At 66.8% G+C, this 25,410-nt stretch carries 20 protein-coding genes and 1 riboswitch; of the genes, 6 read left to right on the top strand and 14 right to left on the bottom strand.

Going from position 1 to position 25,410, the window contains the following annotated elements; all coding sequences use genetic code 11:
- The first annotated feature begins 38 nt into the window (after positions 1–38).
- Complete coding sequence (locus DIR46_RS12450; protein ID WP_109345491.1) at positions 39–530, top strand: hypothetical protein; 492 nt, start codon at positions 39–41, stop codon at positions 528–530.
- 5 nt (positions 531–535) lie between these two features.
- On the opposite strand, the gene DIR46_RS12455 is transcribed toward DIR46_RS12450, so the two are convergent.
- From DIR46_RS12455 to DIR46_RS12465, 3 genes are all read right to left on the bottom strand, one after another.
- Positions 536–2,305: a M14 family metallopeptidase gene (locus tag DIR46_RS12455; protein WP_109345492.1), complete on the bottom strand. Its 1,770-nt coding sequence runs from the start codon at positions 2,303–2,305 to the stop codon at positions 536–538.
- A gap of 131 nt (positions 2,306–2,436) precedes the next feature.
- Positions 2,437–4,059, bottom strand: coding sequence for a S41 family peptidase (locus DIR46_RS12460; protein WP_109345493.1), 1,623 nt, complete (start codon positions 4,057–4,059; stop codon positions 2,437–2,439).
- A gap of 144 nt (positions 4,060–4,203) precedes the next feature.
- Positions 4,204–7,794, bottom strand: coding sequence for an indolepyruvate ferredoxin oxidoreductase family protein (locus tag DIR46_RS12465; RefSeq protein ID WP_229446583.1), 3,591 nt, complete (start codon positions 7,792–7,794; stop codon positions 4,204–4,206).
- Positions 7,795–7,965: 171 nt separating this feature from the next.
- Here DIR46_RS12465 and DIR46_RS12470 point away from each other — a divergent pair, with 171 nt between their 5' ends.
- Positions 7,966–8,475, top strand: coding sequence for an Lrp/AsnC family transcriptional regulator (locus DIR46_RS12470; protein WP_109345494.1), 510 nt, complete (start codon positions 7,966–7,968; stop codon positions 8,473–8,475).
- 75 nt (positions 8,476–8,550) lie between these two features.
- Here DIR46_RS12470 and DIR46_RS12475 read toward each other — a convergent pair whose 3' ends face one another.
- From DIR46_RS12475 to DIR46_RS12500, 6 genes are all read right to left on the bottom strand, one after another.
- Positions 8,551–9,201 carry a GNAT family N-acetyltransferase gene (locus tag DIR46_RS12475; protein WP_109345495.1) on the bottom strand — a complete coding sequence of 217 codons (651 nt, stop codon included), beginning with the start codon at positions 9,199–9,201 and terminating at the stop codon, positions 8,551–8,553.
- A 33-nt stretch (positions 9,202–9,234) separates the two neighbouring features.
- Positions 9,235–10,791 carry a diguanylate cyclase gene (locus tag DIR46_RS12480; RefSeq protein WP_229446585.1) on the bottom strand — a complete coding sequence of 519 codons (1,557 nt, stop codon included), beginning with the start codon at positions 10,789–10,791 and terminating at the stop codon, positions 9,235–9,237.
- 161 nt (positions 10,792–10,952) lie between these two features.
- Entirely contained in the window at positions 10,953–12,056 is a 1,104-nt protein-coding gene (locus DIR46_RS12485) for a multifunctional CCA addition/repair protein (protein WP_109345497.1), read from the bottom strand.
- A 2-nt stretch (positions 12,057–12,058) separates the two neighbouring features.
- On the bottom strand, positions 12,059–12,778 hold the full coding sequence (locus DIR46_RS12490) for a glutathione S-transferase family protein (RefSeq protein WP_109345498.1): 720 nt from the start codon (positions 12,776–12,778) through the stop codon (positions 12,059–12,061).
- Positions 12,779–12,794: 16 nt separating this feature from the next.
- A complete protein-coding gene (locus DIR46_RS12495) occupies positions 12,795–13,763 on the bottom strand; it encodes a complex I NDUFA9 subunit family protein (RefSeq protein WP_109345499.1) in 969 nt (322 codons plus the stop codon).
- A 4-nt stretch (positions 13,764–13,767) separates the two neighbouring features.
- Positions 13,768–15,756, bottom strand: a complete 1,989-nt coding sequence (locus DIR46_RS12500; RefSeq protein ID WP_109345500.1) for a lytic transglycosylase domain-containing protein — start codon at positions 15,754–15,756, stop codon at positions 13,768–13,770.
- Positions 15,757–15,869: 113 nt separating this feature from the next.
- Here DIR46_RS12500 and DIR46_RS12505 point away from each other — a divergent pair, with 113 nt between their 5' ends.
- Positions 15,870–16,478 carry a 5-formyltetrahydrofolate cyclo-ligase gene (locus DIR46_RS12505; protein WP_109345501.1) on the top strand — a complete coding sequence of 203 codons (609 nt, stop codon included), beginning with the start codon at positions 15,870–15,872 and terminating at the stop codon, positions 16,476–16,478.
- Between the two features lie 30 nt (positions 16,479–16,508).
- On the opposite strand, the gene metF is transcribed toward DIR46_RS12505, so the two are convergent.
- From metF to metK, 4 genes are all read right to left on the bottom strand, one after another.
- The gene (gene metF / locus DIR46_RS12510; protein ID WP_109345502.1) at positions 16,509–17,339 is read right to left on the bottom strand and encodes a methylenetetrahydrofolate reductase [NAD(P)H]; all 831 of its coding nucleotides are present in this window, start codon (positions 17,337–17,339) and stop codon (positions 16,509–16,511) included.
- Complete coding sequence (locus tag DIR46_RS12515) at positions 17,326–17,682, bottom strand: phage holin family protein (RefSeq protein WP_109345503.1); 357 nt, start codon at positions 17,680–17,682, stop codon at positions 17,326–17,328. The genes metF and DIR46_RS12515 overlap by 14 nt, the downstream gene beginning before the upstream one ends.
- A 107-nt stretch (positions 17,683–17,789) precedes the next feature.
- The gene (gene ahcY / locus DIR46_RS12520; protein WP_109345504.1) at positions 17,790–19,199 is read right to left on the bottom strand and encodes an adenosylhomocysteinase; all 1,410 of its coding nucleotides are present in this window, start codon (positions 19,197–19,199) and stop codon (positions 17,790–17,792) included.
- A 29-nt stretch (positions 19,200–19,228) separates the two neighbouring features.
- Positions 19,229–19,323: riboswitch (S-adenosyl-L-homocysteine riboswitch) on the bottom strand.
- A gap of 94 nt (positions 19,324–19,417) precedes the next feature.
- Entirely contained in the window at positions 19,418–20,584 is a 1,167-nt protein-coding gene (gene metK, locus DIR46_RS12525) for a methionine adenosyltransferase (protein ID WP_109345505.1), read from the bottom strand.
- 191 nt (positions 20,585–20,775) lie between these two features.
- Here metK and DIR46_RS12530 point away from each other — a divergent pair, with 191 nt between their 5' ends.
- Genes DIR46_RS12530 through dapF form a run of 3 tightly spaced genes read left to right on the top strand, consistent with a single transcriptional unit; the run spans position 20,776 to position 23,357 of the window.
- Positions 20,776–21,633, top strand: a complete 858-nt coding sequence (locus tag DIR46_RS12530; RefSeq protein WP_370659973.1) for a lysophospholipid acyltransferase family protein — start codon at positions 20,776–20,778, stop codon at positions 21,631–21,633.
- Complete coding sequence (locus DIR46_RS12535) at positions 21,630–22,493, top strand: LpxL/LpxP family acyltransferase (protein ID WP_109345507.1); 864 nt, start codon at positions 21,630–21,632, stop codon at positions 22,491–22,493. The genes DIR46_RS12530 and DIR46_RS12535 overlap by 4 nt, the downstream gene beginning before the upstream one ends.
- Before the next feature lie 3 nt (positions 22,494–22,496).
- Entirely contained in the window at positions 22,497–23,357 is an 861-nt protein-coding gene (dapF, locus tag DIR46_RS12540) for a diaminopimelate epimerase (RefSeq protein WP_109345508.1), read from the top strand.
- Positions 23,358–23,445: 88 nt separating this feature from the next.
- Here dapF and DIR46_RS12545 read toward each other — a convergent pair whose 3' ends face one another.
- Positions 23,446–25,209 carry a tetratricopeptide repeat protein gene (locus DIR46_RS12545; protein ID WP_109345509.1) on the bottom strand — a complete coding sequence of 588 codons (1,764 nt, stop codon included), beginning with the start codon at positions 25,207–25,209 and terminating at the stop codon, positions 23,446–23,448.
- Positions 25,210–25,410: the final 201 nt, after the last annotated feature.

Genomic DNA, 25,410 nt, shown 5'->3' on the forward strand with positions numbered 1-25,410 from the left:
GAGACACCATCAACGCTGGACCGGTATGGAGGCGACCCATGAAAACACTGGTCACGACCTTGGCCGCGGCAGCCAGCCTGTGCGCTTGCGCCAGCTCGCTGCATATATACGATGCGGGCAACAGACTGGCGCCGGGCGTTCCGTTCAGGACGCACGAAACCTATGTCAAGACGGGGACGCATGACAAGGCGAGCGATGGCGGAAACTGCGAGCCGGCGCAATTCGTCACCAGCGCCACTCTGGCGACCGGGGCCTTGTACTACGCCAGGGTCGTCCCCGCCCAATTCGCCAAGACGGAATTCCACGTCAAGTATGGCGACAGCGGGGCGGTCAGCGAGATCGGCCTCGGCACGGAGCCCTCCGCTGAAGCCCTGACCGCGGCCAAGGAAATCGTCAGCACCGTTATCCCGCTCGGACCGGCTGCTGGAGCCAGTCCCGCAGCGGCAGGAGCGCCGGCGAAAGCCTGTGATGCCGGCGAGCGCGACGTCAGGTTCATTCGTCTCGATGACTTCGTCCAGGGTAGCCGATAGTCCGTTCAGGGAGCGACGTTCGCGCGCAGCACCGGATACAGGTTCAGGCGCTCGTCATACGAGGAATGGCGCTTGGCGAAGAATTCCAGGCGCGCTTGCGGGTTTTTGGCGAAGGCCGGATCGCTGTCCAGGCGCTCCTGGAAGGCCTTGGCCACGCTGGGGTCGGCCGCCATCTGCTCGCGCGCGACTTCCTCGGCCACGTAGTCTTCCATGTATTCCTTGCGCTCGAAGGCGGTGTTGAACGTGCCCCAGGCCAGCAGTGAATCCGGCGCCTGCGGCTCCAGCATCGCCACCACCAGGCGCGCCTTCGGCTGCGCGATCGGCACGAACAGCGAACCCGCCGCGACCGGACGCGCCTCCTGCTTCCACTTGCCCTCCACCGTCAGGCGCTGATGGCCTTCGACCGAAGCGGCGGCCAGGGTTGCCTTGTCGGCGCGGAAGGTCTCGGCTTCGTAGCGCTCGACCGTTTTGTCCAGGGTGCGGAACTCGACGCCGTGCTGGCGCAGCTTCTCGCCCACGATCGCGGCGTAGGCGGCAGGCACGATGTAGCCGGCGCGCGGCGCGGTGATCTGGAAGTCGGCCACGATGTCCTGCCACAGCGGCACGCGCCATACCTGCGGGCGGGTTTCGTCGTAGCGCGTCATCAGGGCGCCCGAGACTTCCGACGGCGTGCGGGTATAGGCGTAGCCGTTGAACTCGACCATCTCCTTCTTGTCGGAGGCCTTGTACGACAGCGCCACCGGCTGGTTGCCCAGCTTGGCGGCGCGCGCGTCGGCCGCATACGCCGCCTGCTGCCACTGCTTGCCGTTTTTCGCCACCTGGTCGAGCACCGACACCACGGTGTTGCGGGTGATGCGCACGCGCACCGGGTATTCCTTCCACGAGTGGGTCTCGACCAGCATCGCCATGCGGTTGCGCAGCTGGAAGTAGCCGGTCGAGAAGCGCGGATCGGACACGCTGTCCATGAAGCCCGACATCGGATCGTCATGCTTCACGAACGACATGTAATAGGACTGCGGCGTCGAGCCTTCCCTGGCGATGTCCTTGATCACGTTGGTGCGCAGGGCCAGGCCGGCCTTGCGGAATTCCGGGTCGCCCGAATACACCGGCTCGACCTGGATCGAGATATCGTGCTGGAACTTGGCGCCGTTGGTCGCGTGCAGGTCGACGTAAACCAGCGGATCCCAGGCGTTCACCAGCGCCAGCATGGCCTGCATCTCGGGCGCGTCGGCCTTCAGGTAGTCGCGGTTCAGGTTGTAGTTCTGGGCGGTGGTGCGCCAGCCCATCTCGACCGGGCCGCGCTGGTTCGGGCGGTTCCACTTGCCGAAGCGCTCGTGGCCGTCGACGTTGAACACCGGGACGAAGATGAACACCTGCTTGTCGAGCGCGCCCTTGGCCGCGCGGCCCTCGAGCGCCTCGCGCAGCGCCAGGAAGCCGGCGTCCTTGCCGTCGATCTCGCCGGCGTGAATGCCGCCCTGCATCAGGGTGACCGGCAACCCCGCCTGCTTCGCCGCCTGCGGCGTGAGCACGCCCTTGCCGTTCACCACCAGCGCCTTCATCGGGCGGCCTTCCGGCGTGATGCCGAAATCGATGCAACGGACCTGCTGCGGATACGCTTCCTGGAACGCGGCGCACAGCGCGATCGTCTCGTCGTAGCGGCCGGTGGCGGTGAAGCCCGAGCGCTCCGACACGGTGGTCAGGTCGGGGGCGGCGTGGACGGATTGGCTGAGGGGAATGGCCGACAGCATGGCCAGCAGTAACGCAGAACGGATCATCGACAAGCTCCGGCAAGGACAGGAAGGAAGCCGACGATTATAGACGTGTTCTTAGCGCAACAGTTCAAGCATGGAAACACGACGGGCGGGCAGCATGCGACACCGCCCGCCCGTCAATACAGGCATCCCGCTCAGCGCGGCGGCGCGCCCGGCGTGGTATGGATCGAGATCTCTTTGACCTCCGGCCGCACGATCCGCATCGGCACCACGCGCGCCCGCGCGGTGGTCGAGGCCGAGGTCGACGCAGGACAAGCGCCGTTCGCGCGGTAGGCCAGCGCCGTCGCCAGCAAGCCTTCGTTCTGGTCGCCCACCGGCCGCGACAGGTCGTCGTTCGCCTGGCAGGTGGGCGTGAAGCCGTCGGTGAAGTCGCCGAAGCCCTTGTGGTTCACGCCCTGGAACTCGATCGAGAAATAGGTCGTGCCGCAGTTCGGCACCGGCGTGAAGCCATAGGGCTTGCCGCAGGTGGTGCCGCCGATCTGGATCACTTCGATGTCGGCGCCGCGCAGGCCGTTGATCACCGATTCGCTGGCCGAGCAGGTGCCCGGGGTGCTGAGCACGGTCACGCGCTTCAGGCCCAGGGTCGGCAGCGGCGTGCCGGTGCGCAGCGGGTTGCTCGAGGCGAAGCCCCAGGCGGTCGAGCGGAACATGATCGGCTGGTAGGCCGGCGTCTTGTCGTTGTAGCGGGAACGCTCGAACACCTTGCCGCTCGTCGACGCCGGGCCGGCGATCATGTAGGCCAGCTGGCTGGCGACGTACAGCAGGCCGCCGCCGTTGTAGCGCACGTCGAGCACCAGGTCGTTGACGCCGGCCTGCTGGAAGGTGACGAAGGCGTCGTACAGCTGTTTCTCGGAAACGGCGTTGAAGCTGTCGAAGGTCAGATAGCCGACCTTGCCGCTGGCGGTCTCGATCACCTTGACGTTCTTCACCGGCGCCAGCACCACCTCGGCCCCGGCCAGCGTCGCATCGAAAGCCACCCCACCGCGCTGCAGGGTGAAGCGGTGGGTCTCGCCGGCCGCGGCGGGGAACAGGCCGGCATTGATCCGGTCGACCGAGGCGTCGTCGTCGGCATTGACGAAGTCGACGCCATCGACCTTCAGCAGCATGTCGCCGCGCAGCAGGCCGGCGGTGGCGGCGGGCGAACCCGGCTCGACCGCCGTGATCAGCCAGGTGCGCGGCGCCCGGCCGTCGGCGTTGCGGCTCCAGGTGATGCCATAGCCCAGGTCGATGCCCTGGGTCTGCATCGCATCCCATTCGGCGGTCGGATAGGTGAAGTGATAACGGTCCTTCGGCTGGCCGCTGGCGGTCAGGGCCGGCGTCTTGAGCACCGCGAAATAGTCGAGCGCGCTCCTGAAGTCGGCCATCTTGTAGGTGTTCGGGATCTCGTCGTACCAGAGGTAGTACTGGTTGGCCCAGGCGCGCAGGAATTTCAGTTCGTCGAGCAGGGTGCCCTGCACGTCCGGATACGGCTTGCCGCTCGCATCCAGGCCCGCGCGCGGGACGGCGCACTTGTTCCAGTAGCTGCCGTAGGCGTCGCCCAGCAGGTTCGGGTTCAGGTCCTCCGGCGTCGGCTGGGTGGCGACCGGCGGGGTCGGAACCGGCGGGGTCGGCGCCGGCTGTTGCGCCACCGGCGGCGGCGCGCCCACGTTCGGCGAACCGCCGCCACCGCCGCAACCGGCGAGGACGAGCAGCGCGGCGAGCGTGCTGGAAATCAAACGCAGAGGAGAGGTCTTGCGGAAGGTGGATGGCGTGCTCATGCGTCCGATTATAGACGCCGATATTCGGGCCGAATACCACCAACTGTCACGGTTGAGGCCAAGGTACAACGAACGATATCAAGGGGACAAGTGTTGTCGCGGCCTGGACCGCGTGGACGGTTTCCCGTCCACGCGGTCCACGGATCAAGCCGCCCGCGGCGTCACATCCGGCGCATGAAACGCCTCCACCAGCGCCGCCTCTTTCTGCTTGGCCGCCTTCAGGTGACGCTCCTTCACGTGACCGTAACCGCGGATGTCTTCCGGGATGCTGGCGATCGCCACCGCCTGCGCCAGGTTGTCCACCGTCAGCTTCGGCAGCAGCGCCGTCACCGTCTCGCGGTATTGCCCGATCAGGGCGCGCTCCATCTTGCGTTCGGCCGTATAGCCGAACACGTCGAAGGCGGTGCCGCGCAAGCCCTTGAACTTCGCCAGCACGCCGAAGGCGCTCATCATCCACGGGCCGTACTCGCGCTTGATGGCGCGGCCTTCCTTGTCGTGCTTGGACATCAAAGGCGGCGCCAGGTGGAACTTCAGCCTGGTGTCGCCTTCGAACATAGCGCCGATCTTGTCGCGGAAGGCCGGATCGGTATGCAGGCGCGCGACCTCGTACTCGTCCTTGTAGGCCATCAGCTTGTACAAGTAGCGCGCCACGGCTTCGGTCAGGCGCGTGCCCTTGCCGAGTTTTTCTTCCTGCGCGCGCACCTGGTCGACGAAGGCCTTGTACTGGCCGGCATAGGCCGCGTTCTGGTAGGCGGTGAGCAGCTCGATGCGGCGGCTGACGAGGTCGTCCAAGGTCTGGATGCGCTTGAACTCGACCACCTTCGACGGCAAGGCGGCGCGGCTCACCGCGGCCAGGTCGTGCGCCGCGCTGCGGCCCCAGTTGAAGGCCGCCTTGTTGAAGGCGACCGACACGCCATTGAGTTCGATCGCCTTGAGCAGCGAATTTTCCTGCAGCGGCACGTGGCCCTTCTGGAAGGCGTAGCCGAGCATGAACATATTGGTGGCGATCGCGTCGCCCAGCAAGGCGGTGGCGATCTGGCCGGCGTCGATGAAGTCGACGTTGTCCTTGCCGCAGGCCTGCTGGATGGCGCCGCGCGACCCCTCGGCCGGGAATTGCCAGTCCGGGTTCTTGACGAAGGCCGCGGTGGTGGCGCCGCTGGCGTTGACCGCGGCCCAGGTGCGGCCCTCGCCCATGCGACTCAGGGCGTCGCGGCTGGCGGTGACGATCTGGTCGCAGCCGATCACCAGGTCGGCGCTACCGGTGCCGACGCGGGTCGAGTGCAGATCGGCCTGGCGCTCGGCCAGGCGCACGTGCGACATCACCGGACCGCCCTTCTGGGCCAGGCCGCTCTGGTCGAGCACGATCGCGCCCTTGCCTTCGACGTGGGCCGCCACGGCCAGGATCTGGCCGACGGTCACGACGCCGGTGCCGCCGACGCCGGCGACCAGGATGCCGTAGGGCGTCTCGACCGACGGGATGGCCGGCATCGGCAAGGCGGGTGGCGCCGCTTCGGAACTCGCCGTTTTCTTCGGCTTCTTGAGCCCGCCGCCTTCGACGGTGACGAAGCTCGGGCAGAAGCCCGACACACACGAGTAATCCTTGTTGCACGAGGACTGGTTGATCTGGCGCTTGCGGCCCAGCTCGGTTTCCAGCGGCTCGACCGACAGGCAGTTCGACTGCACCGAGCAGTCGCCGCAGCCTTCGCACACGGCTTCGTTGATCACGACGCGCTTGGCCGGGTCGGGGAACTCGCCTTTTTTCCTGCGGCGACGTTTTTCCGACGCGCAGGTCTGGTCGTAGATCACGGCGGACACGCCCGGCATCTTGCGCAGCTCGCGCTGCACGTCCATCAGCTCGGAACGGTGGCGCACCGTGGTGCCCGGCGCCCAGGCATAGTCGCTCGGATATTTATCGGGTTCGTCGGTGACGACGATGATCGGCTTGACGCCCTCGGCCGCGATCTGGCGGCTGATCATGCCCGGGTCGAGCGGGCCGTCGACGTTCTGGCCGCCCGTCATCGCGACCGCGTCGTTGTACAGGATTTTATAGGTGATGTTGACCTTGGCCGCCACCGCGGCGCGGATCGCCAGGATCCCGGAATGGAAGTACGTCCCATCCCCCAGGTTCACGAACACGTGTTTCTCGTCGGTGAACGGCGACTGGCCGATCCAGGTCGTGCCTTCCGCGCCCATATGCGTGAAGGTCGACGTTTCGCGGTCCATCCACAACACCATATAGTGGCAGCCGATGCCGGCCATGGCGCGCGAGCCTTCCGGCACCTTGGTCGAGCTGTTGTGCGGGCAGCCCGAGCAGAAGTACGGGATGCGGTCGGTCTGCGGATTCGGTTTCGCCGGAATGCTCTTGAGCACCAGCTCCTTCGCTTCCAGGAAGGCGATGCGTTCCTTGACCCGCTCGGCCACCGGGTGGCCGGCGCAGTAGTGCGAGATGCGCGAGGCGATGGCGCGCGCGATCTGGGCCGGATTGAGCTCATAGGTCGCCGGCAGCAGCCAGTCGCCGTGGCCCATGCGGTTCTTGTTGCTCCATTCGCCCGTATCGTCGAACTTGCCGACCACGCGCGGACGCTCGCCGTCCGGCAGGTTGTACAGCTCTTCCTTGAGCGCGTATTCCATCACCTGGCGCTTCTCTTCGACCACCAGGATCTCGTCGAGGCCGCGCGCGAATTCGTGCACGCCTTCGGCTTCGAGCGGCCAGGTCATGCCGACCTTGTACAGCCGCAGGCCGATGTCGCGCGCGGCCTGCTCGTCGATGCCGAGGTCGGCCAGCGCCTGGCGCGTGTCGAGGTAGCTCTTGCCGGCGGTGATGATGCCGATCTTCGGCTGCGGGCTGTCCCAGACGATGCGGTTGAGTTTATTGGCGCGCGCATAGGCCAGCGCGGCATACCATTTGTGGTTGCTCATCCGCACTTCCTGGTCCAGCACGGCGTCCGGCCAGCGGATGTTCAGGCCATCCGGCGGCAGCTGGAAGTCAAGCGGGGTGACGATCTGCACGCGGTCCGGGTCGAGGTCGACCACGGCGCCCGATTCGATGATGTCGGTCACGCACTTCATCGACACCCACAGGCCGGTGTAGCGGCTCATGGCCCAGGCGTGCAGGCCGAAGTCGAGGTATTCCTGGACCGAGGACGGATACAGCACCGGGATGCCGCAGTGGGTCAGGATGTGGTCGGACTGGTGCGCGGTGGAAGACGATTTGGCCGCATGGTCGTCGCCGGCCAGCACCAGCACGCCGCCGTGCTGCGAGGAGCCGGCGTTGTTGCCGTGCTTGAACACGTCGCCGCAGCGGTCCACGCCCGGGCCCTTGCCGTACCACATGGCGAACACGCCGTCGTACTTCGCGTCCTTGTAGAGGTTGGTCTGCTGGGTGCCCCAGACGGCCGTGGCCGCCAGGTCTTCGTTCATGCCGGGATGGAACTTGACGTGGTGGGCGTCGAGGTGCTTCTTCGCCTTCATCGCGGTCTGGTCGACGGCGGTGACGGGCGAACCGCGGTAGCCGGTGATGTAGCCGGCGGTGTTCAGGCCGGCCTTCAGGTCGCGCTCGCGCTGCAGCATCGGCAGGCGGATCAGGGCCTGGGTGCCGGTCATGAAGGCGCGGCCGCGCTCGAGCGTCCATTTGTCGTCGAGCGTGATGTCGTGTTGCGGTTGTGCGGGCTGCGAAGGCGCGGTCGGGGATGGCTCCAGCGGCGCCAGATGGGCGCGGTCCGTGGGTGCGTTCATGGTGTCTCCAAGATTCTCATGGCGGATACCGCAGCGGCGCATTTCCTGCATCTCGTCTGCCGTATGTGAGCCAGTATAGTCCTGCCCCCCAAGCATTAAATTCCAAACAATTCCCCCGTCTTCTTGAATTGCGCAATAAAATTGCCATACAAAAGTCTGATTGGGGTGGGTATGTCGAAGATTGAGCTGGATAAAACAGACCGCAAGATTCTGGAGATCTTGCAAAGCGATGGCCGGCTGTCGAACCAGGATGTGGCCGAAAGGGTAAGCCTCTCGCCCTCGCCCTGTCTGCGCCGCATCAAGCGCCTGGAAGAAGCGGGCGTCATTCGCCAGTACGTGGCGCTGCTCGACCCGGACAAGATCGGGCTGGGACTGTTGGCATATGTGAATGTGCGGCTGGAAAAGCACAGCGAGGTGGCCAGCGCCACCCGCCAGCCGGGCTTGCCGGCGACGTCGCCGCGCAACGATTTCGCGGTGTCGGTGGGCACCTGGCCCGAAGTCGTGGCCTGCTATGCGATGACCGGCGACATGGATTTCCTGCTGCGCGTCCACGTCGAAGACATGGACCATTTCTCGCGCTTCATGATGGGCACCCTGCTCAAGCATCCGGCGGTGCTGGACGTGAAGTCGAGCTTCGCGCTGCAGCGGATCAAGGAAACGACGGCCATGCCGTTGGTGTGATCGTCATTTCTGCCACTGGCAGAAATGATTCCCCGCCCTCGCCGGGCGCCTTGGCGGGGATCCAGGTTGCCTTTACTATTTCTTAGGCGTGAAAAACTTCACCGCGGCGCGGGTATTGGCCTTGACCGTGTAGTCGATCGCCGCGAACTGCTCTTCCAGCGCCTCGGCCATCACGCTGCCCGGGCTGGGCGGCGGCAGTTCGAGGTGGGCGTCGGCCTCGCCGTACTCGCGCTTGATGCGCATGCCGGCCTTCCTGGCGATGTGCATCATGGTCTGGTTCGAGGTCAGGCATTGCATGTAGAGCGTGTCGACGTCGGAGTTGCGGCAATGGGTCGCCGCGCGCTGGAACAGGCGCGTGCCCACGCCCTGGCCGCGCGCCGACTTCGACACCGAGACGCCGAACTCGGCCACCTGCTCCTTGGTCGTCGACTTGCGCCCGTCGGCCGAGGCGAAGGCCAGGTGGCCCATCCCGACCAGCTGGAACACATTGTTGAGCACGCCAAACACGATGTCGCGCGAGAAATCGATCTTCTCGACGTAGGCCGTGATCTGTTCGTCCGGAATCATGCTGCCGAAGCGCAGCAGGCGGTCTTCGCTGTCCAGCGCCAGCAGATGGCGCAGCACGCGGCGGCGGTCGCGCTCAGCCAGTTCCTTGACCAGCACCGGCGGCTGGCCCTTCTTGCCTCTCAGGCCCTGGATCCAGCGGCGTAAGGGATTGTCCAGCATCTCGGTACCTTCACATACTGCAACATTTGGATTCTAGCCGATCGAATCGGCACTGGCGGCGCGATCCGTATTGTCGCCCGTGGCGCCGTCCAGCGCCAGCACCGATGGATGATCCTGGCCCAGCCATTGCGATTGCGGACTGACCACGAAACGGCCCTTCCCGGCCTGCTTGGCCGCGTACATGGCCTTGTCGGCGTCCGCCAGCAGCGCTTCCTGCCCGCGCGCGGCGCCCCCCTGGCCGCGCGCGCTGGCGATGCCGATGCTGGCCGAGATCGTCACCGCGTGGCCGTCGGCCTCGGTGATCGATTCGATTTCCTGCAGCGCCAGGCGCGCCACGCGCAGCGCGCCGGCTTCCGAGGCCACGTCTTCGAGCAGGATCACGAATTCGTCGCCGCCCAGGCGCGCCAGCGCGTCCTCGGCGCGCAGCCTGGCCTGCACCCGGCGCGCGACCATCTGCAGCACCAGGTCGCCGGCCGCATGGCCCCAGGTATCGTTGACCGCCTTGAAACCGTCCAGGTCGATGAACATCAGCACCACCACGCTGTCGCGGCGGTCGGCGCGCGCCAGCGCCCGCTCCAGCAGGCGGGTCAGCTGGCGATAGTTGATCAGGCCGGTCAGGCTGTCATGCTGGGCCAGGCGCTCGAGCTGGCGCGATTGCGCCTCCAGCTCGGCGGTGCGCTCGACCACGCGCTGTTCCAGCGTCTCGTTGGCCGCCTGCAGGCGGCGGTTGACGACGCCGATGATGCGGTAGCTGCGGCGCAGCCGCGCGCCGGCATACACCAGCAGCACCATCAGCACGGCGCTGTAGGCGAACAGGTAGCCGCGAAAGCGCTGGCGCTCCAGCAGCACGGCGTCGAAGGAGCGCTCGAACTCGCGCTCCAGGCGGTCCAGCGCGGCGTCGCTGCCGGCGGCGGCGATCTGCGTCTCGAGCAGGTTTTCCAGCGGGCGTTTTTCCAGGATCACGCGGCAACTGGCGATCACGGCGTCCATCTTGTCGTTCACGGCCTTCGAAAACGCGATCTGCTGGGCCGCCACGTCGCCCAGGATCTCGTCGATGCGCGCCGCCAGCGCCGGGCTCGGCGCAATGTTGTAGCGCAGGGTCTCGGTCAGCAGCGCATTCAGGGTAGTGTCCAGCCGCACCACGATGCGGCCCGGCGCCAGCGCGCCTTCGATGCCCGAGATCTCGGTCTTGAGGTCGGCCACCGCCGGCGGCATGTGCAGCAGCGCCGCCCGCAGCGGCGGATTGTGCCTGGCGAACTGGGCGACCAGTTGCTCCTTGCCCTGCAGCGCTTCCCGCAGATCGGCGTAGGCGGTCTGGGCGGCGCTGTCGCCGGTGAGCGGCAGGGTGTCGCCCAGGCGCGCCATCAGGTCGTGCATGCGCGGCAGTTGCGAGCTGAGGTCGAGCGGCGTGGAGGCGCGTCCGGTGTGGGCGCGCAGGATGCTGGCGTCCCATTCGGCGTCGAGCTTTTCGAGTTCGCGCAGGTTCAGCATGACACTGTTGCGGATTTCCGGGTCCACCGCGTCGGTGCGGACATAGAGGAACACCAGCACCGCGCTCATGAAGATGACCGCCAGGCTTGCCAGAAGCACACGACGGCGCCGGCACCAACTTGCAACACGCCGTGCCAGCAAGGTGAACATCGTTTTTCTCCAACGCAACAATTTACAGTTACTGAAGGATAGCAAAACGATCGCCCACACTGCACGCACCGTGTAACTACATGTAACAGAAACCTGTCAAACCCGGTGATTTAGTTGGCTTGATGCAACATCCGCTGGACGGCGTCGACACGCGCGGTGTGGACGGCCCCCGCAATCCCGGCCTTGCGATCGGCGTAGCGCGCCGCGACCTCGCCCGCGTTCACGGCGCGCGCCGCGTCCAGCGCTCGCGCCAGGTGCGGCCCCTGGGGCAGATCGTCGGCGCCGCAGGCGGCCGCCAACAACAGCTGGGCGAAGCGCTCCGGCTTGCGGAAGGCGTCGCTGCGTTCGAACAGCGTGACGATGGCTTCGGCGGACAAGTCCAGGGCGCGCTTGATCCCGTCCTGCTCGCGCGCCGTCATCACGGCCAGGTCGCGGCACTCGTTGGGCACCTTGAGGCGCTTGCAGACGGCCTGGATCGGCGCGACCGCTGCCAGGGTGCGCATCAGCACGGCGAAGCGCACCTCCAGCGGGTGGTCCAGCGCCGCGGCGTGGTCGATCGTGCGCAGCAGGGATTCGCTCCACAGCGCGTCCAGTTCGGGCAGGATGCGCGCCAGCGCGCCGCAGTCGCGCAGCACGGCGAGCATGCGCGACGGCCGGCCCTCCATCAGGCCGCGCGCCAGCTCCTGCCAGACGCGCTCGGGCACCAGGGCGTCGACCTCGCCCTCGTCGACCATGCGGCGCATCAGGGCATTGGTGCCATCCGCCACCGTGAAGTCGGGCAGGCGCGCGGCGAAGCGGGCGATGCGCAGGATCCGCACCGGATCTTCGGCGAAGGCGTCGGACACGTGGCGGAACAGACGCGCCTGTAGGTCTTGCCGGCCGTTGTGCGGGTCGACGATGCTGCCGTCCTCGGCCTGCGCCATGGCGTTGATGGTCAGGTCGCGCCGCACCAGGTCTTGTTCCAGGGTGACGTCGGGGGCGGCGTGGAACACGAAGCCGTGGTAGCCCGGCGCGGTCTTGCGCTCGGTGCGCGCCAGCGCGTATTCCTCGTGCGTGTGCGGATGCAGGAAGACCGGGAAATCCTTGCCGACGGCGCGAAAGCCCGCCGCGATCATCTGTTCGGGGGTGGCGCCGACCACCACGTGGTCGTGGTCTTTCACGGGCAGGCCCAGCAGGGCATCGCGCACGGCGCCGCCCACGACATAGCTGCGCATCGTCATTCGCCCGGCAAATCGGCGTCGTGCAGCGGGGTCGGGTCGGTCTCGGCCATGGCGTCCCTGACCCAGCGCGCCACCGCCGGGTGGGCCAGCACGCGCTCGCAATAAGCCTGCAATGCCGGGGCCAGCGCCACGCCATAGGTCTTGAAGCGGCACACCACCGGCGCATAGAAGGCGTCGGCGATCGAGAACTCGCCGAACAGGTACTGGTGGTGGCCGAAGCGCGACAGGCAGTCTTCCCAGATCTCGCAGATGCGGCCGATGTCGGCCTGGGCGCCGGGCGTGCGGCCGCGGCCGGGCAGGCGCGCCTGGATGTTCATCGACATATGGGTGCGCAGCTCGCCGAAGCCGGAATGCATCTCGGCCACGATCGAGCGCGCCAGCGCGCGCGCGGCCACGTCCCGCGGCCACATGGGTTTATCAGGGAACTGCTCGGCCAGGTATTCGACGATGGCCAGGCTGTCCCAGACCGTCATGTCGCCCGACATCAGGACCGGCACCCGGCCAGCGTGCGAATAGCGCGCGATCTGGTTGGCGGTGTCGGGCTGGTCGAGCAGGACTTTCACTTCGGTGAACGGAATGCCGAAGGCGACCGCCGCGACCCAGGGCCGCATCGACCACGACGAGACGTTCTTGTTGCCGATGATCAGGGTTAAACCGGGGTTGCGGGTTGCGTCGAGCGTGCGTGCAAGGATGGGGTCGCGTTCGATGGTCTGCATAGTGGTCGTTGGTTTTTCAGCGTCCGGCGCGGGTGCGATGGGCGTCGAGGCGGTCGTGCCGGTTGAGGTAGTGCGGGGCGGCCGACTCGATCGACGTGAGCTTGATCCCCAGCGACTCGGCTGTCAAGGCACCGGTGTCGGCGGCCACGACATTATCGACCAGCATCGAATCGAGGTTGTCGCGGCTGACGAGGGGATCGCCCGGCAACAGCTCGAACAGCCGCGCCTGCAGGCGCGCCGCCCAGTCGGGCAAGCCCAGCACCGGGCGCTCGCGGCCGCCGAAGCGGCCGGCCAGCCGCACCAGTTCGCCCAGGGTGTACACGGCCGGGCCGCCCAGCTCGATCGTGGCGTCGCGCAGGTCCGGGCGGGCCAGGGCGATGGAAAAGGCGGCGGCGACGTCGCCCACGTACACCGGCTGGAAGCGCGCGCGGCTGGACGCCAGCGGCACCAGCGGCAGATGGCGCTGCAGGCGCGCGAACATGGTCAGGAAGTGGTCGCCGGGGCCGAACACCACCGATGGGCGCAAGACCGTGGCCGCGACCGCCGGCTGGCTGCGCGCGGCCAGCTCGCCGTCGGCCTTGGAGCGGCCGTACATCGAGGGACTGGAAGCGCTGGCGCCGAGCGCGCTCATGTGCAGGTAGCGCGGCACGCCCACGTCGGCGCAGGCGGCGGCGATGCGGCGCGGCAGCTCGACGTGCAGGTGGCGGAAGCCTTCGCCATAGGGCCGGCCGTGGCCGCCGTGCAGCACGCCGACCAGATTGATCACGGCGTCGCGCCCGGCCAGCAGCTTGCGCAGCACGGCGTCGTCGTGGACATTGGCCACGTCGACATCGACGCCCGGCAGCACGTTCAAATGCTTCGCGCTTTCATAATGACGCGCCGGGACCAGCACACCCACGCCGTCGTCGGACAGCCGTGCGGCCAGGTGCTGGCCGATGAAGCCGGTGCCGCCGATCAGCACCACGTTCAGTGGACGCGCGCTCATCTGTTCAATCCAGCACCGAGCCGCTGCTCTGGCGCGGGCTGACCGTGCCCAGGCGCGCCTTCAGCGATTGCGGCTTGCCCTCGAAGATCGAGGCATAGTTGGTGGCATTGGCCATGACGTTGCGCACATAGCCGCGCGTCTCGGTGAAGGGGATGGTCTCGACGAAGATCGCGCCTTCCATCGGCGCGTCGAGCCGGCCGCGCCAGGCGCGGGAACGGCTCGGGCCGGCGTTGTAGGCCGCAGTGGCCAGCACCTGGGAGCCTTCGAAGTTCTCGAGCACCATGTTCATGTAGTTGGCGCCGAGCGTGATGTTCGTATGCAGGTCGTTGAGCATGGTGTGCACGAAGTTGTTCAGGCCGATCTTGGCCGCCACCCACTTGCCGGTGGCGGGCATCACCTGCATCAGGCCCGAGGCGCCGACGCCGGAACGGGCGTCGCGGATGAAGCGCGACTCTTGCCGGATGAGGCCGTATACCCAGGCCTTGTCGAGGCTCAGGCCCTGGGCGGTAGGCTTGAGGACCTCGAGATGGGGCGCCGGGAAGCGCTGATCATAGCTCAGTTCGGTGCGCGTGCGCAGCGAGGTCTCGACCATGCGGTCGAGGTGTTCGTTGCGGCGCGCCAGCTCGGCCGCGGCCAGCAGCTGACGTTCAGACAGCCCGCGCAAGCCCCAGTTCCATTCGCGGTTGCCTTCCGCGCGCAGGCTCAAACGGTAGAACTTCAGCGCCCGCTGCAGGCTCGGATTATTGCTTGCCTGCGACAGCTCCGGCGCCGTGATCGGCGCGACCGGCGGCGGCGCGACGACCTGGTTGCCCAGCTCTTCATGCGCCAGCTGGGTATAGAAGGTGGTCTGGGCGGCGATGCCCTGCCACAGCGCGCGCGCCTCCTGCGTGCGGCCTTCGGCCTGCAGGGCGCGGCCCAGCCAGTAGATCCAGGTGGAGTCGGCGCGCAGATTCGGCGGCATCGCCTCGATGGTGGCGCGCACTTCCTTCCAGTCGCCGCGGCGCAGCGCCATGCGGGTCTTCCACTGCATCTGGAATTCGGTGAGCGTTGCGCCCTTCGCGCGGTCCCAGTAGCCATGCGCCTCGGGCGCCAGCGCGATCGAGGCCGCCAGCGCCACGCTGGCCCAGCCGATGGCGCGCTCTTCGCTGGACAGTTGCGGCCCGTTCTTTTCCAGGCTCGCGACGGCGAGCTTGAGCGTGGTGCGCGCCATGCGGCCGACCGCCACCAGATACAGTTCGCGTTCGGCACGGGTCTTGCCGACGCCGCGCGCCAGCGCCACCGCCGGCAGGTCGACCGCCTGGGCGGCGCGCGTTTCGGGCAGGCCCAGCAGCACGGCAACGCGCCGCGCGGGTCCAGTGGTATTGTCCAGGCCGGCAATGCGCAGCTGCCACAGCAGGTCGGCCTGGGTGAACTGGCCGTTGCCCGCCAGTTGCGCGATCAGGCCGCTGCAGGCGTCGCCATAACCAGCCGGCGTTTTCAGCAGCGCGCGCGCTTCGTCGGCCACCCGTTCGCCGCGTTCGGCGCGCGCCAGCAAGGCGTAGCAACGGACCTGCAGGCTGCCGGACTGCGCCAGCGCACCGGCTTCGCGCTCGAAGGTATTCCATTCGCGCCGCTTGCCCAGCTCCATCAGCCACTCGGCGCGCAGCTGCTCGGCCACGGCCGTGCCTTCGTGGCGGCGCAGCACCTGCAGCACCTCATCCTGGATGGCATCGGGGAGGCGCGGTTTCAGACGATAATAGTCGACATAGGATGCCAGGGAGTAATTCGACGGCAGGCGCGAGGCGATCGCATTGACGCGCGCGCCGTCGTTCTGGCGCGCCGCTTCGCGCAACAGCAGGAAGTTGTCGTCATCGGCGCGGTTGTCCGCCACCAGGGTCGGCCCGCCGGCGGCAGGAACACCCACCGTGCCGGCGCCGGGAACGGACGGCGCACCGGCCGGTATGGGCGGCAGCGCCACGTCGGGCGCGGGTGCATCGGGGTCTTCCTGGGCCATCACACCTGCAGGCAGTGCGCAGGACAGAACAAGGGCAATAGCGGCCGGCCACAAGCCGGCTGACAATTTCGATTGAAACATCCACAACTCTCACATTACGCTGCATTGAAACCATGACCGGCGACCAAAGAATACCACGCGCAATCGGGGCACCACCAGACGCGGCGGGGAGCAACCCTGCCCCGCACCACGACAAGGCGCTGCTGCGCAACACGCTCAAGGCGCTGCGGCGCGCGATTGATCCGGCCACCAGGCATGCCTGGGACGACCGCATCGGCGCGCGGGTGCTCGCCTGGTGGCAAGCGCATCCTCACGAATCGCTGGGCGTGTACTGGCCGCTCGTGGGCGAACCGGACCTGCGTCCAGCCTACGCGGAATTGGCTCATGCAGGCGTACGGCTGGCATTGCCGGTGGTGGTCGAGCGCGATGCACCGCTGGGTTTTGCCGAGTGGATACCGGGGGAACCGACGGTGACGGACCGGCTGGGCGTGGCGGTGCCGGCCGAACTGCGGATGGTGGCGCGGCCACCGGCCTTGTTGGTGCCCTGCCTGGGCTTCAATGCTTCGGGGTATCGGGTGGGATATGGCGGAGGGTTTTATGACCGGACACTCGCCCCGGAGCCGAGGCCGGCGACGGTGGGGATCGCGTATGCGTGCCAGTTGGTGGCGTTCGATGGCGACGCACATGACGTCCCTCTCGATAGCGTGATTACCGAGGAATGACGGCCGGGCCCGGGCCCGGCCGTCATTGGATCAGGCCCGCAGGCGCTGCCAGATCGCCGTGGTCGGCGCCGCCTGGTTCATGCTGTAGAAATGCAGGCCCGGCGCGCCGCCCGCCAGCAGGCGTTCGCACAAGCCCGTCACGACGTCCAGCCCGAAGGCCTTGATCGAGGCGCTGTCGTCGCCGAAGCTGGCCAGCTTGAGACGCACCCAGCGCGGTATCTCGGCGCCGCACATATCCGAGAAACGCAGCAGCTGCATAGTGTTCGTGATCGGCATGATGCCGGCAACGACCGGCACATCGATACCCAGCTTGCGCACATTGTCGACGAACTGGAAGTACGCATCGGCATTGTAGAAATACTGGGTGATGGCGGCATTCGCCCCGGCCCCCACCTTGCGCGCGAAGGCCTGCAGGTCGTCTTGCGGCGAACGCGCCTGCGGGTGCATCTCGGGATAGGCCGCGACCTCGATGTGGAACCAGTCGCCGGTTTCCTGGCGGATGAATTCCACCAGCTCGCTGGCATAGCGCAGCTCGCCCGCGCCACCATAGCCGCTCGGCAAATCGCCGCGCAAGGCCACCACGCGCCGGATGCCGCTGTCCTGGTATTGCTTGAGGACGTCGCGGATCGACTCGCGGGTGGCGCCGATGCACGAGAGGTGGGGCGCGGCCTCGTGGCCGGCGGCCTGGATCTCGCGCACCGTCGCCAGCGTGCCCTGCTGGGTGCTGCCGCCCGCCCCGAAGGTCACCGAGAAATACTTGGGATTCAGCTCGGCCAGCTTGGCGCGCGCGATCCGCAGTTTCTCGGCGCCTTCCGGCGTCTTGGGCGGGAAGAACTCGATACTGAAATCAGGAGTTTCCATCTTTGTCGGAAAGAAGCAAGGTAGAGAGCGCCCACGAAATGATGCTGTACAGGATGGCTGCCAGGAAGGCCGACCAGAAACCCGCCACCACGAACCCGCCGACCACGTTCGACACCAGCCAGAACAGCAAGGCGTTGATAACCAGGATAAACAGGCCCATCGAAATCAGGGTGACCGGCAGGGTCAGGATCACCAGCACCGGACGGATCAGGGTATTGACCAGTCCGAGCACCAGCGCCGCGATCAGGGCGGTGCCGATGCTGGAAACTTCGACGGAGTGCATCAGGTAAGGCAGGGCCATCAGGGCCGCGGCGTTGATCAGCCAGGTAATCAGCAAGCGCATCGGTACAGACTTTCATGGTGCGCGGACGCCGCCACGACGCGGCATCCAGTTATCAGATAAGCGAAACGTCCCGAAGGACGTTTCACATGACTACAAACCGCTACCGATCAATAACGGTAGTGTTCCGGCTTGTACGGGCCTTCCTGGCTCACCGAGATGTAGTTCGCCTGCTCTTCGGTCAGCGTGGTCAGCTGGGCGTTGAGCTTCTTGAGCTGCAGGCGCGCGACTTTCTCGTCCAGTTTCTTCGGCAAGGTGTACACGCCCACCGGATACTGCGCGGTGTTCATGAACAGCTCGATCTGGGCGATCGTCTGGTTCGCGAACGACGAGCTCATCACGTACGATGGGTGGCCGGTGCCGCAACCCAGGTTCACCAGGCGGCCTTCGGCCAGCAGGATGATGCGCTTGCCATCAGGGAAGATGACGTGGTCGACCTGCGGCTTGATATTGTCCCACTCATATTTCTTGAGCGCGGCGACTTCGATTTCGTTGTCGAAGTGACCGATATTGCAGACGATCGCCTGGTCCTTCATCTTGAGCATGTGCTGCTCGGTGATGACGTGGTAGTTGCCGGTGCAGGTGACGAAGATGTCGCCGTGTTCGGCGGCGTAGTCCATGGTCACGACGCGGTAGCCTTCCATTGCCGCCTGCAGTGCGCAGATCGGATCGATCTCGGTGACCCACACCTGCGCCGACAGCGCGCGCATCGCCTGGGCCGAACCCTTGCCGACGTCGCCATAGCCGGCGATGACGGCGATCTTGCCCGCGACCATGACGTCGGTGGCGCGCTTGATGCCGTCGACCAGCGATTCGCGGCAGCCGTACAGGTTGTCGAACTTCGACTTGGTGACCGAGTCGTTGACGTTGATCGCCGGGAAGGCCAGCTTGCCCTCTTGATGCATCTGGTACAGGCGGTGCACGCCGGTGGTGGTTTCCTCGGTCACGCCCTTGATTTCAGGCAGGCGCTTCGAGTACCACGACGGATCACGCGCCAGGCGGCCCTTGATCGCGTTGAACAGGCAGATTTCTTCTTCCGAACCTGGTTTGTCCAGCACGGAAATGTCCTTCTCGGCGCGCACGCCCAGGTGCAGCAGCAGGGTTGCGTCGCCGCCGTCGTCGAGGATCATGTTGGCCTGGTCGCCCGGCCATTCGAAGATGCGGTGGGTGTATTCCCAGTATTCGTCCAGGGTCTCGCCCTTGATGGCGAACACCGGCGTGCCGACCGAGGCGATCGCCGCGGCGGCGTGGTCCTGCGTCGAGTAGATATTGCACGATGCCCAGCGCACGGTGGCGCCCAGGGCTTCCAGGGTGCGGATCAGGACCGCGGTCTGGATGGTCATGTGCAGCGAACCGGCGATGCGCGCGCCCTTCAGCGGCTGCGTCGCGGCGTATTCTTCGCGGATCGCCATCAGGCCCGGCATCTCTGTTTCGGCGATGCGGATTTCCTTCTCGCCCCAGGAAGCCAGGGAGATGTCGGCGACGATATAGTCTTGGGAGTCTTTGAGTACGGCGCTCATCACGCCCTCCTTTCAATGTTTAGAAAAAAGTAACGTGAGCGCGGTTGCTGGATATCCGAGCCTGGCAATAACGTGTTTCCCGCCTACGCGGGAACAAGCTCTTGTCGCAACGCTCCTCGGAACGGGGTAGTTTAGCACGCCTGGATGGCGGGGGAATGCTTGTTGGATCGTGATATGGCGCATGGGGTCGGCGGCCTTGCCGCCGCCCCCATGAAGGCTTATGCCAAGCCGGCAGCGGCGCGCAGCTCGGCCGCCTTGTCGGTGCGCTCCCAGCTGAATTCCGGCTCTTCGCGACCGAAGTGGCCGTAGGCCGCGGTCTTGCAATAGATCGGGCGCAGCAGGTCGAGCATCTGGACGATGCCTTTCGGGCGCAGGTCGAAGTGCTCGTTGACCAGCGCCGCGATCTTGTCGTCCGGGATCACGCCGGTGCCTTCGGTATACACGGTGATGTTGATCGGACGCGCCACGCCGATCGCGTAGCTGACCTGCACCTGGCACTGGCGCGCCAGGCCGGCGGCGACGATGTTCTTCGCGACGTAGCGGGCGGCGTAGGCGGCCGAGCGGTCGACCTTGGAGGGATCCTTGCCCGAGAACGCGCCGCCGCCGTGCGGGGCTGCGCCGCCGTAGGTGTCGACGATGATCTTGCGGCCGGTCAGGCCGCAATCGCCCTGCGGACCGCCGATGACGAAGCGGCCGGTCGGGTTGACCAGGAAGCGGGTTTTATCGAGCCACTCGCGCGGCAGCGTCGGCTTGATGATCTCTTCGATGACGGCTTCTTCGATCTGCGAATGGGTGACGTCCGGGTGGTGCTGGGTCGACAGCACGACGGTGTCGACCGCGACCGGGCGGCCGTCGACGTAGCGCAGGGTGACTTGCGATTTTGCGTCCGGACGCAGCCATGGCAGGCGGCCATCCTTGCGCAGCTGCGACTGGCGCTCGACCAGGCGGTGCGCATAATAGATGGCGGCCGGCATCAGCTCCGGCGTTTCGTCGCAGGCATAGCCGAACATCAGGCCCTGGTCGCCCGCGCCCTGGTCGAGGTCGATGCCGGCGCCTTCATCCACGCCCTGCGCGATGTCCGGCGACTGCTTGTCGTAGCAGACCATGACGGCGCAGCCCTTGTAGTCGATGCCGAAATCGGTATTGTCGTAGCCGATGCGCTTGATGGTGTTGCGCGCCACCGAGATGTAGTCGACGTTGGCGTGCGTGGTGATCTCGCCGGCCAGCACCACCAGGCCGGTGTTGCACAGGGTTTCGGCGGCGACGCGCGCGGTCGGGTCCTGCTCGAGGATGGCGTCGAGGATGGCGTCGGAAATCTGGTCAGCGACCTTGTCCGGGTGGCCTTCGGAGACGGATTCGGAGGTGAAGAGGTAGTCGTTCGACATGTAGGCTCCAGTTACTGTTCACATGAATTGCCGCAGCAAACTGTTGCCTGCGACGCTTTAGCGACATTTATATTCCGCTTCGCAAGTTGTCTGTTAACTCGGCGGATCCAGCATAAAGTGGTATTTTACGCTTCCTTGGAATTTTGGTGTGGAAACGCACGCGCAATGCGGACGCGACCCGACACCCATCAATCGACATGCTAGTAGTCATTTTCCGAATCTTATCTATTTTCCCGTTGCCATTCCTGCACGCCCTGGGCGCCGCGATGGGCTGGCTGGTCTATTGGCTGTCGCCGTCGTACAAGCGCCGCCTGCGCGCCAACCTGGCCCAGGCCGGCTATGACGCACACTGGAAACAGGCCGTCTCCGAGGCCGGCAAGGCCGCGATCGAGCTCGCCTTCGTATGGTGCGCCAAACCGGAGCGGGTTGCCAGGCATGCCACGGTAGAAAATTGGGAACTGGTCCAGGAAAAACTCGACGCGGGCCGCGGCATTGTGTTCCTGACGCCACACCTGGGCTGCTTCGAAATGACGGCGCAGCAGATCGCGCTCAAGACGGCGTTGACGGTCATGTATCGTCCGCCGCGCAAGGACGCGCTGCGGCCGCTGGTCGAAGGCGCGCGCGCGCGCCACAACCTGCACCTGGCGCCGGCCAACCTGTCGGGCGTGCGCATCCTGGCCAAGACCCTCAAGGGCGGTCAGCCGATCGGCTTGCTGCCCGACCAGGTGCCGCAGGAAGGCGAAGGCGTGTGGGCGCCCTTCTTCGGCCGCAACGCCTATACGATGACCCTGCCGGCCAAGCTGGCCCAGCTGGGCAAGGCCGACATCCTGCTGGTGTACGCCGAGCGGCGCCCGGGCGGCGCCGGCTATATCGTGCGCTTCGTACCCTTCGACGGCGACCTGAGCGGCAGCGCCGCCGACCAGGCGGCGGCGATCAACCGCGCCATGGAGCAGCTGATCGCGCGCGCGCCGAGCCAGTATTTCTGGAGCTATAACCGCTACAAGCAGCCGGACGGCGTGGCCGGTCCGGAAAGCGAGGCCGCGGCATGAGGGTCTTGCTCGGAATCCTGTGGCTGCTGCATTTCCTGCCGCTACCCATCCTCGGCCGCATCGGCGAATCGATCGGCAGCCTGATGTTCGTGATCATGGGCCGGCGCCGCCATATCGCGCTGACCAATCTGCGCCTGACCATGCCGGAACTCGACGAAAAGGCAAGGCGCAGCATCGCGCACCGCCACTTCCGCGCATATGCACGCAGCATCGTCGAGCGCTCGATCCTGTGGTGGGCGCCCGAGGAACGGGTGCGCAGCCTGATCCAGGTCGAGCCGGCGGTGCCGCAGGCCGAGATGGAAGCCGGCCCCACGATCCTGCTGTGCCCGCACTTCGTGTGCCTGGACGTGGCCGGCGTCGCCTCGCGCGTGATCCCCGTGTGCAGCATGTACGTGCCGCAAAAGAACGAAGCCTTCGACCGCCTGCTGCGCCATGGCCGCGAGCGCTACGGTCCGGTGCGCCTGGTGACGCGCAAGGAAGGCATCAAGCCGATCCTGCGCGCGCTGCGCGACGGCCTGCCCTACTTCATGCTGCCGGACATGGATTTCGGCGAAAAGGATGCCGAATTCGTGCCCTTCTTCGGTGTGCAGGCCGCGACCCTGACCGCGCTGGGACGCATCGCCGCCACCACTGGCGCCAAGGTGATCCCGGTGATCGCGACCTACCTGCCGAACTACCAGGGCTGGCGCGTGCGTTTCTATCCCGCGTGGGAAAATTACCCGGGCGACGATATGGTCGAGGCGACCCGCCGCATGAACGCCTTCATCGAAGAGCGCGTGCGCGAGACTCCCGAGCAGTATTTCTGGACCCATAAACGCTTCAAGACCCGTCCGCCGGGTGAACCTTCGCTGTATGATTAATTCATGAAACTGAAATTCACCAAGATGCATGGCGCCGGCAACGACTTCGTCGTGATCGACGCCATCAACCAGCAGATCGACGTCGACGGCATGAGCGCTGACGGATGGCAGCGCCTGGCCGACCGCCGCTTCGGCATCGGCGCCGACCAGATCCTGGTCGTCGAGCGCCCGCTCGACGCCGGCGTGGACTTCCGCTACCGCATCTTCAACAACGATGGCAGCGAGGTCGAGCAATGCGGCAACGGGTCGCGCGCCTTCGTGCGCTTCGTGGTCGACAAAGGACTGACCCGGGAACGCAGCATCCGCGTGCAGACCATGTCGGGCATCATCAACCCGCGCCTGGAAGACGACGGCAACGTGACGGTGGACATGGGCGCGCCGCGCCTGGACCCGGCCGAGGTGCCGTTCGACAGCGCCGGACTGGACGGCAAGCCCGAAGGCGAGGAAACGCTGTGGCCGTTGCCGGTCGGCGGCGAGGCCACGCAGATCTCGGTGGTCTCGATGGGCAACCCGCATGCGGTGCAGGTGGTGCACAACGTCGACACGGCGCTGGTGGAACAGACCGGCCCGCTGATCGAACACCATGAGCGCTTCCCGAAACGCGTCAACGCCGGCTATATGCAGGTGGTCGACCGCCATCACATCCGCCTGCGCGTCCATGAACGCGGCGCCGGCGAAACGCTGGCCTGCGGCACCGGCGCCTGCGCGGCGGTGGTGGCCGGCATCCGGCGCGGCCTGCTCGATTCACCGGTGCGCGTGTCGGCCCGCGGCGGCGAACTCAGCATCGCCTGGGCGGGAGCGGGCCAGCCGGTCTACCTCAGCGGACCGGCGGTATCGGTGTTCGAAGGCGAAGTCGAGATCTGACGCCGCCGCCGGCGCCTTTCCGGGCGCCGCTATCGCAAGACCGGACGCCGCTGGCGCCCTTTTGTTTGCCCGGGTAGTTTTGCCGGGCTCAGGCCGCCAGCTCGATGTCGGCGCCGCCATCGGCGTCGTTGCCGGGAAGCGCCACATTGAGCAGGGTGCGCAGCCGGTACAGGCGTTGCCGGTAATTTCCTTCCGGCCCGGTCGGGCCGCAGTCGACCTGTTCGAACAGCCGCACGATGCGGTCCAGCGCCTCGCGCTCCTGCGCCGATTCCACCATCACCAGGCGCCGCTTGCTGCGCCCGTAGCTGGCGCGGATGTCGATGACGAGGCAATGGCCCTGGTCGGCGGCGCCCACGTCCAGCAATAGCGCCTCGGCGCGCGACAGGCCGAACAGCGCCGCCAGCTCGATGCGCGCGGCCAGCAAGGGATGCGCCGCCAGCGCATCGGCATGGCTGGCCAGCAGCCGTCCGGTCTCGGTGTATGGCGCGGCCGTGGCGCGCGGCGCGATCTTGCGCAGCAACTCGACGGCCTCCGGCGCGCCCTGGGCCGCCGCCAGCTGCAGCCAGTACACGGCGCGCACGTCGTTGTTCTCGTTTTCGCGGCGCGCGCGCCAGGCATTGTGGCCGCATTCGAGCTGGGCATCGCGATACCCCATCTCGGCGGCCCGCTCCAGGTAGCGCTGGGCATCGGCCACGTTACGCTGCGAAAACTCGGGCTTGATATAGATGCGCGACAGCGCATACCAGGCCTCGGCCAGGCCCTGCTCTCCGGCCAGGTTCAGCCAGCGGATCGCTTTCTTGAAGTTGGCGACCTGCGTGTGGGCCACTTGCGCGTGGGCGACATGCGCGTAGGCGACATGCGCGTTGGCGACATGCGCGTGGACGACATGCGCGTGGGCGACATGCGCCTCCGCGACCTGGCCATTGACAGCCCCGCCGCCATTGCTGCAACGCCTGCCATCGACCCGCATGCGCGCGCAGCGCAGGCCCAGCGCCAGCTGAGCGTGGGCGTCATGCTCGGCCGCGGCAAGCTCCCAGAACACGGCGGGTTCGCCCGGCTGGCAGCGCGCCGCCGCGCCGGCGTCCAGGGCCGGCAGGCCGCTGACGCCAGCGAGCGCCGGGTCGAGCAGGCGCGCGCAGCGCGACAGCAGGGCGATCTCGTCGGGGGCGAAACGCCGCATTTCCCCCTGCTCGCCGCGTTCACCGACCAGCGCGCGCGCCTGCGGCAGCGCATGTTCCAGGTAATCGTCCCAGCGGCGCGCCGTCCATGCCTCGTCGAGCGCGGCATACTGCGCCGCGCCGGCGCCTTGGGGGCGCCGTGCCCGCTCCCGGGCCTGCTGGCCGGCCGGCGGGCGCTCGGCGGCGCCGGAAGCAGACGCCGGCCGCGCCGCCCCGCTCGACGGCGCCGACCGCATACCGGGGATGGCCGCAGGCTGCTTGCCCTGCCGCTGCGACAGCAGCCATTGCGCATGCGGGAAGCCGGCGCGCGCCGCGTCCTCGAGCGCCTGCACGGCCTTCGGATGCTGCTGGGATGACGCTGCCGCCGGATCGAGCACCAGCTGGGCAAACACCAGGCCGGCATGCAGGCTGCCGTCGTCATAGGCGCGCTCGTACCACTGGGCGACGGCGGTGGCGTGATGCTGGGCGAGCTCAAGAGGGATATGGTTACCGATCAACTGCCAGGCAGATGGGCAGTCTTGTCGAGCCGCACGCTCGAGCCAGTGCAGCGCCGTCGGCAGGCTCTGCGGGAGTCCGGCGCTGCCGAACAAATACAGCTTGCCCAGCTCGAGCTGGGCCGCCACCTGCCCGGCGCGGGCGTTGCGAATGATCGCCAATTCTTCGCGGTTAGCCATCGTTGGAAGACATAAAAAAGTGAGTCGGCAACACGCAGCGGCGACGGCATCACGATTGCCAGGCCTTGGCGCAAGCCGGCCTGGCGAGCTTGCCAATATACAAGGTATTGACAGGGCCTGTCGCCGCTCAGGCAAATCTGGCCAAAGTCTAAGCCGCTGTCGCCGTCGATTCGATTCGATTCCGGGCTGAGTTGACGGGGC

Source organism: Massilia oculi, from assembly GCF_003143515.1.
GTDB lineage: Bacteria > Pseudomonadota > Gammaproteobacteria > Burkholderiales > Burkholderiaceae_D > Telluria > Telluria oculi.